Below are 13171 nucleotides of genomic sequence, written 5' to 3'. Positions count from 1 at the left end.
CCACGCTGAAACTGATTTTAACCCAGCTTAACAAACAGGTGAAAAGTTTATTATTGGTTTTAAAAGTTATGAGTTCTTTTTACTTCCTGCCTTCGTCCTGTAAGGAATTTTGCACAGGACCGAAAAAACAAAAGTTGCTCATTTTATCAGGTTCAAAGCTATAAGTACCCTGTTATTTATTCATATAGCATTTTTTCATGCTATTGTATCATTTTATCTCTTGTGAGTACAGGTAACGGCAATTTTACCACAATATGCTTCAACTCTTTACTCTTAGCTATTTCTTTTCCGTCGGAGTAAATTACAAGGCCTTGTCCTTGATTATACTTTGTACCGGTTTTATCCCAGCGGATGGTAATGGTACGACCACGGTAATTCACTTTGTCTAAACAGAACCAGTCCCATTGACCCTCAGGTATCAGCGGGTATACTTCCAGCTTATTGTCTTCGCGTGGTTTTAGGCCAATAAGGTCATTAATAATTAAATCGGCAAAGCCGGAATGATTATAGTAACTGCTACGTGGATTATCTCCTTTCAACCAGTAGCCGTTTTTCTCATCCTGGTACTCGCCCAGGTAAGGTAAACCACGTTTTTGGTGCGATGCCGCATATTTATGCAGTTCATCATAAAATATTTTGGAGCTCATCCCATCCTTATTTTTGTAGTTGGTGAGCAGGTTTGCTAACCCTTTTAAAGTCTGCGTTGTGGCAAAAGGCCATACGGCGCCATCCCATTCGCAGCCATGGCCTGTACCATGTGTACGGAAACCTGGGTGACGACGCTCTGCTGTAGTAATGCCCCAAGGAGCGTTAAAGCCTTTCTCGTCAACTAACTGCTCCCATTGCTCGGCATATTTAGCCTTATCATCAGGCAAATTAAAATACCACGGAATATAGCCTAATTCTTCCCGGGCATCGGCCAGTTGGTTTTTAGTTACCTGTTTTACTTTGAAGAATGATGCCTGATTATCCCAAAGGGTATCCTGCACCAATTTTTTTAGCTCTTTTGCCTTGGCAGCGTAAATCTTTTTAAGCGTATCGTTACCCACCAATGCTGCCATTTTTGATAGCGCAATGGCGTTACCATACATATAGCTGTTAATGGTAGGGCGAATGTTTTTATCCTTACGGCCACCGCTAATGGATTCTTCCATGGCATCCTTCACATCAAACTGCCAGAACATGTTATTGGGCAGTTTTTTATCTTTTTCCCAAGCGCGGTAATCAGCATCTAAAACAGGTAACAGCTTTTGCACCATGGGCTTATTGCCATTCACCAGATAGTAATTAAACACAGCATTTTGCAACCAGCTGCTAAAGTTACGCAAATGAGGCTTTGGGGTTTTAGGGTCAACGTAAAGCCAGAAGTTTATATAATCGTTGATGTAGGTTTGATTACGCAGCCAGCGGCCCTCATAAATATGATGGCCTAGGGCGCTGCTCACCGTATTGTACTTGCCGGCGTGATTAACCGGGGTGATAAATTCGGTAAACACAAAGCCATCGGGTGTTTGCTTTAAATGCTTACGCATAGCCCACCAGCGGTAATAGTATATTTTTTCGAGCGTAGAATCGGGGCACTCAAACAGTGGCACGTTTTGCGACATCCAATCAATAGCCTGATCGTTAGTCACGTAGTTTTTAACCGTTTCGGTATCAATCTTATTAAAATAGGTAACGTACGATTTCAACTTGTCATCGGTAAGGCTTGGTTTGGTTTGGCTATACGCAATGGTTGCTGTTAGTGAAAGTAGTATAGTGAGTATTTTCTTCATTTATAATTGGTTCATATCCCTCGAATGTCATTGCGAGGAGCGATAGCGACGTGGCAATCTCTTTAATTAGGTTAGTCGCCTTGCATCTTGGTTAGCTTATCGCTTTTCTACCGCTCATTGCCGCGGGGGCTATTTCTTTTGTCATAGCCACAAAAGAAACAAAAAGGCCTATCCACAACAATCCCTTCCATCCCACAGGCCAGCTCCCGGCCGGGTGTTGTGGCGGGCCACCGCTCTTTTAGCTGCCATATTTATTAAGAGACACAAAGTATTGTGTCTCTACAGTTCGCTTTCTTAAAATCCTTTCGCCTCAGGCGGGGAAGATTTAGGAGGGGCAACTACACCTCAATCATCGCCTTAATCACCCCCGTTTCCGGTTGCAACCAGCTTTCAAAGTTGTCTTTTACCTCGTCAAATTGTACGCGGTGGGTAATGTAGGTTTTAGGGTCTACCAAGCCTTTTTTCATGCTGGCTATTACGTGTTCAAAATCCTGGCGGGTGGCGTTGCGGCTGCTCATCAGGGTCGATTCGCGTTTGTGAAACTCAGGGTGGTTAAAGCTAAAAGCTTCTTTTTGTAACCCGATTAATACGTAACGCCCGCCGTGTGCCAGGTAATCAATACCACCGTTTATTGCCTTCAGGTTACCAGTAGCATCAACCACTACCGATGCCATATCCCCACCGGTTATCTCACGCAGTTGTTCGACTGCGTTTCCATCCAAAGGATTAATGGTGTATTCGATGCCCAGGTTATCTTTACAAAACTGTAAGCGCTCGTTGCTTACATCCATGGCTATTACTTTGCCACCTGCAATGCGCGCAAACTCAATGGTGCCTAAGCCAATAGGTCCTGCACCAATTACCAGCACAAAGTCGCCCTGGTTAATACCTGCACGACGAATGCCATGAGCTCCAATAGCTAATGGTTCAACCAGTGCCAATTCATCGTAAGTTAAACCCTCGCCATGTACCAGTGAGTACGATGGTACTTGCAGATACTCAACCATACCACCATCGGCGTGTACGCCACAAACCTGTATGCTTGAGCAGCAATTAGGCTTACCGGTGCGGCAGGCTACGCAATGACCACAATTGAAGTAAGGGATAAAAGTTACCGCTTCCCCTGCTTCAAATCCCTGGGCACCATTAACCTCTACCAATTCGCCCGAAAGCTCGTGGCCCAAAATACGCGGATAGCTAAAAAAGGGCTGTGTTCCTTTAAAAGCATGTAAATCAGTTCCGCACACGCCAATGCGTTTTATTTTGATGATGGCGTGATCCTTTTTTAGTTCGGGTTTATTGGCCTGGCCATAATCAAACTGGCCGGGTGTAGTACAGGTTAATATTTTCATTTATTGTTTTAAACTTCCAGATTATAAAATTTTATGGCATTGCCACCCCAAAACTTAGCCTTGTCCATATCACTGAACGGCTCAAGATAATGCCTTACCATTTTAACCACACGGTTATAACCACCGGCAACCATACACACGGGCCAGTCTGACCCAAACATTAAACGATCGATACCAAAGGCATCAAAAACCACATCCATGTAAGGCTTGAAGTCTTCCTCTTCCCAATCATACCAGTTTGCCTCGGTAACCATGCCCGATATTTTACAATACACATTAGGGTGTTTAGCTACCTTGCGAATTTCCTTTTCCCATTCAGCTACTTGCTTATTTTTAATGTCGGGCTTGGCAATGTGGTCAATTACAAATTGCTGTTTTGGGAACTCGGCTACTAGTTGAGCGGTATACTTAAGCTGATCGGCAAAGATGAGTACATCATAGGTAAAGCCATATTTGTGCAACAGGCTTATACCACGTTTAAACTTAGGCTTAAGCATTAGGTCGCGCTGTGGCTCTCCTTGTAACACATGACGAAAGCCCACCATTTTGTCAATTTTACCGTAATGCTTTAATTGCTCTTCAACATCATCGGCTTGTAAATCAATCCAGCCAACCACACCCTTTATAAATGGTGTGGTGCTTGCCAGCTCCAGTAAAAACTGATTTTCTTTTTCGGTTTGACTTGCCTGCACTGCCACACACCCCTGCATTTGGTTATGCATAAGTATATGCATCAAATCCTGCGGCAAAAAGTCGCGGCGTATAACATCCATTTCCTCGGTAATCCAATTATCTCTTACCGGGTCAAATTTCCAAAAATGCTGGTGAGCATCAATTTTATACATGGTAGTGTTGTGTATGGTTTATAATCCTGGTGTTAATTGTTAACAGCTGCCTCAATGCAGCCCGGATGTATAAATGGCATTTTCAAAGAGATTAAAAAATTCAGACAGATACTTATCAGTAATTGCCTGTTTGTTATATTATATTGCCATTAACAGAAAACTTACAGCCGGTAGATTTAAGCAACTGCTTGTATAAATGTATTACATTTTTAACCGAAGTGCATTAAAATGTGATTAAAAATATAAAACCCCGTGGCAAACGCACGGGGTTTTATGTAGGATGTTAACCTGATAATTATGCAGGCTTATGATGATCAATAAATTACAAGGATACGCCGCGTTTCCAAGGAATAAAATCGTCCTGACCGTGACGCACGGCAGACACTTCAACCTCACCGCTGGCAACCTGAATTACATAATCTAAAATACGTGCACCAGCCTGCTCAATAGTCTCTTCGCCTTCAATAATGGTACCTGTATTTAGATCAATAATATCACTCATTTTATTGTACAGATTTGTGTTGGTGGCAATTTTTACAACCGGCACAATCGGGTTTCCTGTTGGCGTTCCTAAGCCAGTGGTGAACAATACAACGTTAGCACCTGAGCCAACTTCGGCAGTGGTACTTTCCACGTCATTACCTGGCGTGCAAAGCAGGTTTAAGCCTGGGTTTACCACTTTTTCAGGATAATCTAACACATCAACAACCGGTGATGTACCACCTTTTTTAGCTGCCCCTGCAGATTTAATGGCATCGGTAATTAAACCGTCTTTAATGTTACCAGGTGATGGGTTCATATCAAAGCCCGAACCTGCTTCTTCGGCACGTTGCGCGTAAGTGCGTACAAGGTTTACAAAGCGGTCTGCATCTTCCTGCTGAATACAACGGTCAATAAGGTTTTGCTCAACTCCACAAAGTTCAGGAAACTCAGCTAAAATAACCGAACCACCCAAGGCAACCAATAAATCAGAAGTATAACCAATAGCCGGATTTGCTGATATACCGGAGAAACCATCCGAACCACCACACTCCAAACCAATAGTAAGTTTGCTTAATGGTGCCGGCTGGCGGGTATACTCATTAGCCTGTATTAAACCTGCAAGCGTTTTGCGTAACGCCTGCTCCATCATGTCAGACTCCTTACCTATAGTTTGCTGATCTAATATATACAGCGGCTTTTTAAAGCCCGGAGAACGTTTCTGAATTTCGTTTTCCAAAATGCTCACCTGTGCATTTTGGCAACCCAAACTTAGCACTGTAGCACCGGCACAATTAGCATGGGTTATGTAACCGGCTAATAAACCGCAAAGCGCTTCAGCATCCTGGCGGGTACCGCCGCAACCACCAGAGTGGTTCAGAAACTTTATACCGTCAACATTTGGGAACACTTTGCTTTCTTGTGAAGCTACGTCGCCTGCATTAACCTCGGTAAACAATATCTCGTCAACACCGCTACCAGCTTTGATTTTGCTAATTAATTGCTGCGCCTTGGTTTCGTAAGTTTTTTTACGACCATAGCCTAGCGGCTTAATCAATGACTCCTGCAGTACCTCTATATTACGGTTTTCGCAAAAAACCATGGGTATAACCAGCCAGTAGTTTGCCGTACCCACGCTACCATCCGGACGGTGATAGCCATTAAACGTGCGGCTTTCCCAGGCGCTAACATCAGGCTTGTTCCAGTCGGTATGTTTGCTTGCGGCAGACATGCTGTTGGCAGCATGCTTAATATTCTGTGTGCTTATTACACCGCCCGACGGAATGTCAAACTGCGCTTTACCTACCAACACGCCATACATGATAATGCTATCGCCGGCTTTAATATCGTTAATGGCAACTTTATGTTTAGCGGCAATTGGGTTAACAGTTGTTATGGTAACTCCATCATAAGTGATCACCTCACCTACGGGCAGGTCAACCAACGCTACCAGTACGTTATCATTAGGGTGAATCTTTAAAATATTTTGTTTCATTGTATATTATAAAGTTGCTTCTTTTGCTAAAATCTCTTTTGTTCCGTTGGCTTCAATTTGCTGAAGCTGATCTAATAAAGCTTCTTTGAAACCTGGAAGCTGGGCCAAATCTGCACCCCAAAGCTCCTTATTATTCAAGATGCTGTAAGTTACATCATGCAACTCAGCCTTTTGCCAGGCCTGATAAAAGAACTCTGCGTTACTATCGGTAATTACGTAATCTTCACCATTATTTGTACCAATGTATTTACCGTCCTCATCTTTAACAGATTTCATGAACCTGATGAATGCTGCAAAGCCTAGTGCTATATGTACCGGAACCGTAGTATGATGCTTAAAATGATTTAAAATTAACGGCACCACCCTCAATTGCATTTTTGACGAAAACTGTGCCGAAATACTGATCCACAGGTGCTCCAGGTTAGGGTTACGGAAACGATCTAACACCTTACCTGCAAATTCGGCAGCAGTGTCATGATCAACGTCATAAGGAATGGCCGGAGCAATTTCCTTTAACATTAATTGATTGATGAAGTGCGTAAAACCAGTATCTTCCATGGCTGCTTTAACCGTGCGGAAACCTGATAAAAATGCAACTGCACAACTTAACGTGTGCGTACCATTGAGCAAGCGTAATTTCAATTCGCGGAAGATGTCAATGTTAGGCACTATTACAACGCCCTTATCAACTTTATGGAACGATAATACATCTTTAACGTAGTCATCGCCTTCAATAGCCCAAAGTGAATATACTTCAGATACGATGCGTAGTCCGTCTTTATATCCGCAATCAGCCTCCAGTTGCTCTGCCAGCTTTGCATCGGGCTTACCCGGAACAATACGGTCAACCAATGTGTTGCAAAAGCGGTTGTGTTCTTCAAGCCAATCAATAAACGCAGGTTCCAGGTTATTCAAATGCGCCAGTTCAAGCACAATTGCTTCCAGTTTTTTGCCATTATCAACTATTAATTCGGCCGGAACAATTACCAAACCGCTCTCGGCACTGCCGTTGAATGTACGGAAGCGCTTGTATAAGACGGCTAATAACTTGCCCGGGAAAGATACAGGTGGGTTTTTAAAAATATCATCCTGAACCAGTTGAATACCCACCTCTGTGGTATTTGATGTAACAACTTTAAGTTCGGGGTTTTGGGCAACTTTTAAAATCTCTTCCCAGTCTTCGCCGGCCGATAGTACACGGCTTATAGATGAACATACAATTTGCTCATCAACCTCGTTACCATCTTCAATACCTTTAATTGAAAGTGTGTACAAGCCATCCTGACGGTCAAAGTCATTAGCCGAGCCTGTATCCGTTGATTTTACCACCACAATACGGCCGTTAAACACTCCTTCCCTATTTGCTTTATCTATATAAAAATCAGGAAGGCCGCGAAGTAACACGCCGGTACCAAATTGTAAAACTTTCTCGGGCAGGTTAAATACATCCTCTGGCGGAAGCACCAAACCCGGTACATTAATCTTCTTTAAGTTATATCTTGATAGTAACATTTGCTTATAATTTGCCGCTTACTTTTTGGCAGCCTTAGCCGGAATCTGATCTGCCAGCCAGGCCACTAAATCGTTAGCCGCTTTAAAATTTTCCAGGTCGGGCGTTAGTTTGCGACCATCGAGGTATTCGTTATAAAACCATGGGTCGCCAACTGCAATTACGGTACCTTTACCGTATTTTGCCATTGCTACAACCACCTCACCATTATGATTTAATACCGGTTTTGCAGGGGCCGACAGGTTGAACGTGCTTATTTCTTTGATATAAATCTTCTTAGCTGTTTTAAATACAGGGTTGCCCGCCGGAATTTTTACCGCACCCTGTTGAAACTGCTGACCAGCCACATGGTTAATGCTGTTTTCTTTAAACGGCATACCAAATTTACTCATCAGCGTATTAAAGTTTTTAAACTCGGCATTACCTGTATCATTATGTAATACTAATAATACCCCGCCTTGCTTAATCCAATTTTGTATTGCGGTTACGTGGGCCGGCTCAACGTATTTAGCGTTAGGGTTTTCTTTTGGAATGTCGGGATCAACTATTAAGTAAACAGAAGCCGGTTTTAAATTAGCCGCAGTTGGGGCTTGGTATAAAGTGGTAGTTTCTAGGCCGTAGTTATTAAAGATGTGCCCTAACAGCGAGAAGCCATTGTTATCACGGCCCTCCCATTTGTAATGATAAGGAACTACAGCACCGGTTACGTCTTTTTTACGCTCGTCGTTAAAATAGCTATCCAATAACACAGTTTTGTTATTGGCTTTATTTAAATTGGCAATACGCTCAATTTCAACGCTGGCCTGCAAAAAAGCACCAAGGCCTTTAGCATCATTGGTAACTACTTTTTCCTTCAAATAATACTCGTAGCTGCCATCCCTGTACGGATTGCCGCCTAAACCGGCTACACTTACTGTACCGTTAAAATTAACCTGACCGTTAGCATCAACCTCAACAAACTTTTTAATGATGCCTTTATAACCTGCTTCGGCTACGCCTCTAAAATAATTAGGCAGGTTATGCTGCCGCACGCCTTTAGCCAATGCATAAACAAACATTGAAGAAGCCGAAGCCTCCAGGTAATTGCCTTTTCCGTTAGGTTTATCCATTACCTGGTACCATAAACCGGATGGCTTATCCTGATACTTGGCTACTGCTGTAGCAAAGCGGTTTAAAATAACCAGCAATTCAGCACGCTTTGGATGATTTACCGGCATTTTATCAAGTACATCAACTAAGGCCATACCGTACCAGCCCATAGCACGCCCCCAAAAATTGGGAGATTTACCGGTTTCAGGGTTTGACCAGCGCTCTTTGTGGCTCTGATCCCACGCATGGTACAGCAATCCTGTTTTGCTATCGCGCGACATGCGCTCCATTAAAATGAATTGCTTGGCTATATCGTTAAACGCAGTATCTTCATGAAAAGCACTTGCGTATTCGGCATAAAACGGCTCACCCATGTACAAACCATCCAACCACATTTGGTTAGGGTAACGTTTTTTGTGCCAAAAACCACCTTCAGGAACACGTGGCTGCTTGCTCAATTGCTCACGAAGAGTTCGGGCTGCTTTTAAGTATTTTTCGCCGCCAATTACCTGATAAAGCATTAGCACACTACGGCCGGGTAAAATGTTATCGATATTGTAATCGTCCATTTTATAGCCTTTTATGGTGCCGTCATCATTTAGATGAACATCTACACGGCTTTTGATGTATTTGAAGTATTGCGGATCGCCGGTTTGCAGCCACACATCTTCTAAACCCTTCCATACAACGGCGTGCTCATAAGTCCAGTGTGGTTTTGAAGTATCTGCCCACACCTTCATAGCTGTTTTAGCCATGCGCTGCGACCAGGGTTGCGTTTGTGCCTGAACAAGTTGAAGACCTGAAATCAGGAACAGGCATGCAAATAAGAATTTTCTCATAGTTTCTTCTTCTGATAATTAGTTAATGACAGACGGTGTCGCCTGTCAAAGGTTTGGTTAGTACCCCGCATATCTTCAGGATACAATTTTATAATATTGAAAGGATAAAAAAGCGATAATGGCTGTAAAAATCAATGCAAACGTTTTCGTAACGCCATTTAGGCTACTTTACCTTGGCCAAGGCAAGCGGATTCCAATTGTCTTTGCCACCCAATATATTTTGTAACGTATATTTTTTGGCTTCCTTATCAGTTAACTGTTTTGACCAGGTAACACGTTCAGTCGTTTTGGCGCCTGCTCCATAACATTTGTATTCGGCGTAAAAAGCTGTTTTCTCCTTATCAGGAAACATGGCATCTCCCTTCCACGGATTCCAGCCTTGAGGTGAAATATGAGCACCTACTTCGCAGCGTATAAACACCGTTTTAGCGTAAGGCCTCCATGGGCGGCCCAATAGTGCTTTTTTCACGGTGCTATCGGCAATTAATTTACAATCCATCAGTACATAACCAAACTCCTGGTTTGCAGTGGTGGCTGCAGCAGTAACAAATGAATTAGTTAAATTACGAATAGTGCAGTGCTGAAATACAACTGTTGCTTCACCAAATATAAAGTCGGTAGTGCCTTCAATATAGCAATCCTGGTAAAATTGACGGCTGTTGCTTTTGGCTGTGTATAACGTATCCTGATTACCCAGCAAACGGCATTTGGTTATAATGCACCGGTCGGCCTCAATGTGTAAGGCAACAGCCTGTCCTACCCTGCCGGCCGTATTTTCGATGGTGAGGTTACTGGCCTCAAAGCCGTCACCCTGTACCAAAACGGTATACGAGGTGTAGGTAGTCATTTTATCTTTACCGTAAGCATCCTTTCCACCGGTTACGGGTTTTCCTGAATAATCATTGTTGGTTATGATAGTGCTTTCAGCACTTTCGCCAACAAGAGATACATTAGTTTTCCAACTGGGAATAACCAACTTCTCATGATAGATTCCCTTTTTTATATGAATAATTACCCGCTTTTGCCCTAAATCGCGCACTGAGTTAACTGCTTCCTGTATGGTTTTGTAATTACCGCTGCCATCGGCAGCAACGGTAAGCTCTGCAGGAAACACAGGCTGCTGAGCAAATGCATGCCCGATGAATAAAACGGCAACCATTAACAGCTTAAACACTTTCATACTGCTATTACTTAGCTATAAATGCCTTTTGATTAGCACCGTTTTTAAACGCCACCTTTTGCCTGGCCTTAGTCAAGTCTGACGCGGTAACTTCAATATTTGATGTCTTTTTACCGTTAATGCCAAACACCTGTTCTGTAGTGGCACCGTAACGCAGGTTACTAAATTTAACGTTATTTGAATTGATAACATTAATTAAAGGCGCAGATGCTTTGGCTTCAACATAGAAGTTTTTCAGGTTAATGTCTTTACCTTCTATAATATCAATCCCTTTGTTGGCTTTAATGCTTACGTTTTCAAGATTAATGTTTTTGATAGCCATCTCTGGTAAACCACGAATCATTAATGCCCTGTCGGCACCGTTACATGATACATTACTAACCCAAAAATCTTTAAATACCGGGGTAGCTTCTGTTACCGGCGGAACATTGGTGTCATTTGCCATTTCCTCATCCGTTGGCGATTTGCCGGTGTAATACATATCGAACAAGATGGCGCTGGTTACAATATCGCGCATGGAAATGTTTTTGATGTGGATGTTTTCAACCACGCCACCACGTCCGCGGGTGGTTTTAAAGCGGAGGCCAATATCGGTGCCAATGAACGTACAGTCGGTTACGAAAAGGTTACGCGCACCGCCCGACATTTCACTACCAATTACAAAACCGCCATGTGCGCGATAAACAATACTGTTTTTAACTACCATGTTTTCGGTTGGCTTACCACGTTTACGACCTTCCTCATCACGGCCCGATTTGATACAAATGCCATCATCGCCGCAATCAAACGTGCTATTATTAATCAACACATTTTTGCACGACTCCACATCAACACCGTCACCATTGGCAGCGTTCCAAGGATTGCGTACGCGTACACCGTCAAATGTTAAGTCTTCACACATTAATGTATGGAGGCACCAGGCTGCAGAATTTTGGAAAGTTGCACCCTGTAGTAAAACCTTTTTACAGTTAGCCAGCACAAGCATGTTAGGGCGATAATAATCTTTAAATTCCATAGCAGCCTCAGGCGTAGATCCGGGCTCAATGTAACCCGCCTTTGGTGTACGTGCTGCCTTGTAATAAGCTGCAGATGGATACCAGGTTTTACCGTTTTCACTCACAACACCACCCGATGCTACTTTGCGGTTCCATTCCTGTTCGGTTAAACGGTCTTTGGCAATCAGCCTCCATATTTCGCCGTTTCCATCAATAATTCCATCGCCGGTAATGGCAATATTTGTGAGGTTAGTACCTGATATAGGCGACTCGTTGCGATATGCCGCATGCCCCTCCCAGTTGCCTTCAATAAGTTTGTACTGGCTTTTATCGGCCGTAAACTGCACTAAGGCTGCGCGGCTAACGTGCAGGTTTACGTTGCTTTTAAGTTTTATAGGGCCTGTTAGCCATAAGCCTTGCGGTATTAATACTACCCCTCCGCCTTTTGCACTGCAGGCGTCAATAGTTTTGTTGATAATCTCTGTATTGAGTGTTATACCGTCGGGCTTAGCACCATATTTTATAATGTTAAAGGTGTCTTTTTTAAAGGTTGGTAAAGCTGCCTTTGGTAAATTACTCCAACTGTATGGCCTGTTTTTTACCTGCGCCGAAACAAGAAAAGTACTGCCCGTGATTAATAAGGCGGCTATAGAATATTTTTTAATATTTAACATTAAGCTGTGGTTTATGTGGTTTTCAAAATAAGGCAATTGGCAACTAAACAGGTTGACTGATGTTGCCCAACTTGTTCTTATAAGTTATCAAGATTTAGCTTTAACTACATGATCGGCTAAACCCAGCTTTAAATCAATTATGCTTTTTAAAACTAATTCAGCCACTCGACGGGCGCCTAGTTCATTAAAATGCGTATCATCTGCCTTACCTTGAGGGTAATTGGGGTTTTGCCCTGGCTCAAGGTAGTTAAGCAGCAGCTTTGACTTTTCATCGCCCAGCTGCTGAAACATTTGCTGGCTTTCCATATCAAGATCAATAAGTGCAATTTTGGTTTCCTTAGCAACGTTGCGCACTATTTGCGCGTACAATTCGTGGGTTTGCACTATATGTCCGGTGCTGTCAAATTTACGGCGGGCAACGGGTGTAATAATTACCGGCGTAACCTGTTTGGCTTTAGCGGCTGCAACAAACATTTCGAGGTTCTTTTTAAATTCAGCCTGGGTGGTTGCACTCTTTTTGGTAGGCACCTCATCATTATGGCCAAATTGAATAATGAGGTAGTCGCCGGCCTTCATGCCTTCGTTAACAGATGCCCAACCACCATTAATGAACGTTTTGGTACTCTTACCGTTCTTTGCCCTGTTTTCAATCACAACGGTGCTGTCAAAATAGTTTGCAAACGGCATCCCCCAGCCCGTTTCGGGGTAATAGCGCTTTTCTTTGATGGACATTGTTGAATCGCCAATCATGTAAACAGTAATTTTTTGGGGCGGCGAAATCCAGGCACATAACGCCAATAACAATACACTAAGCAGTGTTAATTTCTTCTTCATAATTTGGTTTGCTATTGCGTAATAGGTTTGGTGTAGCGTGTAAGAGATGTGCTATAGCCGGACTAAATTACTCATAACAACTTAAAAAACAACACAAAGGGCT

General features: G+C 43.0%; 9 protein-coding genes. All 9 read right to left on the bottom strand.

Annotated elements, in window-relative coordinates; genetic code table 11:
* Positions 1 to 200: 200 nt before the first annotated feature.
* Positions 201 to 1775: a glycosyl hydrolase family 65 protein gene (locus tag QZ407_RS05150; protein WP_295768264.1), complete on the bottom strand. Its 1575-nt coding sequence runs from the start codon at positions 1773 to 1775 to the stop codon at positions 201 to 203.
* A 338-nt stretch (positions 1776 to 2113) separates the two neighbouring features.
* Entirely contained in the window at positions 2114 to 3127 is a 1014-nt protein-coding gene (locus QZ407_RS05145) for a zinc-binding alcohol dehydrogenase family protein (protein ID WP_295768262.1), read from the bottom strand.
* A gap of 8 nt (positions 3128 to 3135) precedes the next feature.
* Complete coding sequence (locus tag QZ407_RS05140; RefSeq protein WP_295768260.1) at positions 3136 to 3972, bottom strand: amidohydrolase family protein; 837 nt, start codon at positions 3970 to 3972, stop codon at positions 3136 to 3138.
* 322 nt (positions 3973 to 4294) lie between these two features.
* Entirely contained in the window at positions 4295 to 5947 is a 1653-nt protein-coding gene (locus QZ407_RS05135) for an altronate dehydratase family protein (protein WP_295768258.1), read from the bottom strand.
* Between the two features lie 6 nt (positions 5948 to 5953).
* A complete protein-coding gene (locus tag QZ407_RS05130; protein ID WP_295768256.1) occupies positions 5954 to 7459 on the bottom strand; it encodes a tagaturonate reductase in 1506 nt (501 codons plus the stop codon).
* Between the two features lie 18 nt (positions 7460 to 7477).
* Complete coding sequence (locus QZ407_RS05125; protein ID WP_295768254.1) at positions 7478 to 9385, bottom strand: glycoside hydrolase family 88 protein; 1908 nt, start codon at positions 9383 to 9385, stop codon at positions 7478 to 7480.
* A gap of 163 nt (positions 9386 to 9548) precedes the next feature.
* On the bottom strand, positions 9549 to 10565 hold the full coding sequence (locus QZ407_RS05120) for a pectinesterase family protein (protein WP_295768252.1): 1017 nt from the start codon (positions 10563 to 10565) through the stop codon (positions 9549 to 9551).
* Positions 10566 to 10572: 7 nt separating this feature from the next.
* A complete protein-coding gene (locus QZ407_RS05115) occupies positions 10573 to 12234 on the bottom strand; it encodes a glycoside hydrolase family 28 protein (RefSeq protein WP_295768249.1) in 1662 nt (553 codons plus the stop codon).
* An 87-nt stretch (positions 12235 to 12321) separates the two neighbouring features.
* Positions 12322 to 13068: a rhamnogalacturonan acetylesterase gene (locus QZ407_RS05110; protein WP_295768247.1), complete on the bottom strand. Its 747-nt coding sequence runs from the start codon at positions 13066 to 13068 to the stop codon at positions 12322 to 12324.
* Positions 13069 to 13171: the final 103 nt, after the last annotated feature.

Origin of the sequence: uncultured Mucilaginibacter sp., assembly GCF_913773635.1 — a bacterium.
In the GTDB taxonomy this organism is placed as follows: domain Bacteria; phylum Bacteroidota; class Bacteroidia; order Sphingobacteriales; family Sphingobacteriaceae; genus Mucilaginibacter.
The sequence above is the reverse complement of the archived record's forward strand: the minus strand, read 5'-3'. Positions and strand labels throughout refer to the sequence as shown.

Excerpts from the sequence above, each read along its gene's own strand:
- QZ407_RS05150 (WP_295768264.1), bottom strand. The coding sequence starts at position 1,775 with ATGAAGAAAATACTCACTATACTACTTTCACTAACAGCAACCATTGCG.
- QZ407_RS05145 (WP_295768262.1), bottom strand. The coding sequence starts at position 3,127 with ATGAAAATATTAACCTGTACTACACCCGGCCAGTTTGATTATGGCCAG.
- QZ407_RS05140 (WP_295768260.1), bottom strand. The coding sequence starts at position 3,972 with ATGTATAAAATTGATGCTCACCAGCATTTTTGGAAATTTGACCCGGTA.
- QZ407_RS05135 (WP_295768258.1), bottom strand. The coding sequence starts at position 5,947 with ATGAAACAAAATATTTTAAAGATTCACCCTAATGATAACGTACTGGTA.
- QZ407_RS05130 (WP_295768256.1), bottom strand. The coding sequence starts at position 7,459 with ATGTTACTATCAAGATATAACTTAAAGAAGATTAATGTACCGGGTTTG.
- QZ407_RS05125 (WP_295768254.1), bottom strand. The coding sequence starts at position 9,385 with ATGAGAAAATTCTTATTTGCATGCCTGTTCCTGATTTCAGGTCTTCAA.
- QZ407_RS05120 (WP_295768252.1), bottom strand. The coding sequence starts at position 10,565 with ATGAAAGTGTTTAAGCTGTTAATGGTTGCCGTTTTATTCATCGGGCAT.
- QZ407_RS05115 (WP_295768249.1), bottom strand. The coding sequence starts at position 12,234 with ATGTTAAATATTAAAAAATATTCTATAGCCGCCTTATTAATCACGGGC.
- QZ407_RS05110 (WP_295768247.1), bottom strand. The coding sequence starts at position 13,068 with ATGAAGAAGAAATTAACACTGCTTAGTGTATTGTTATTGGCGTTATGT.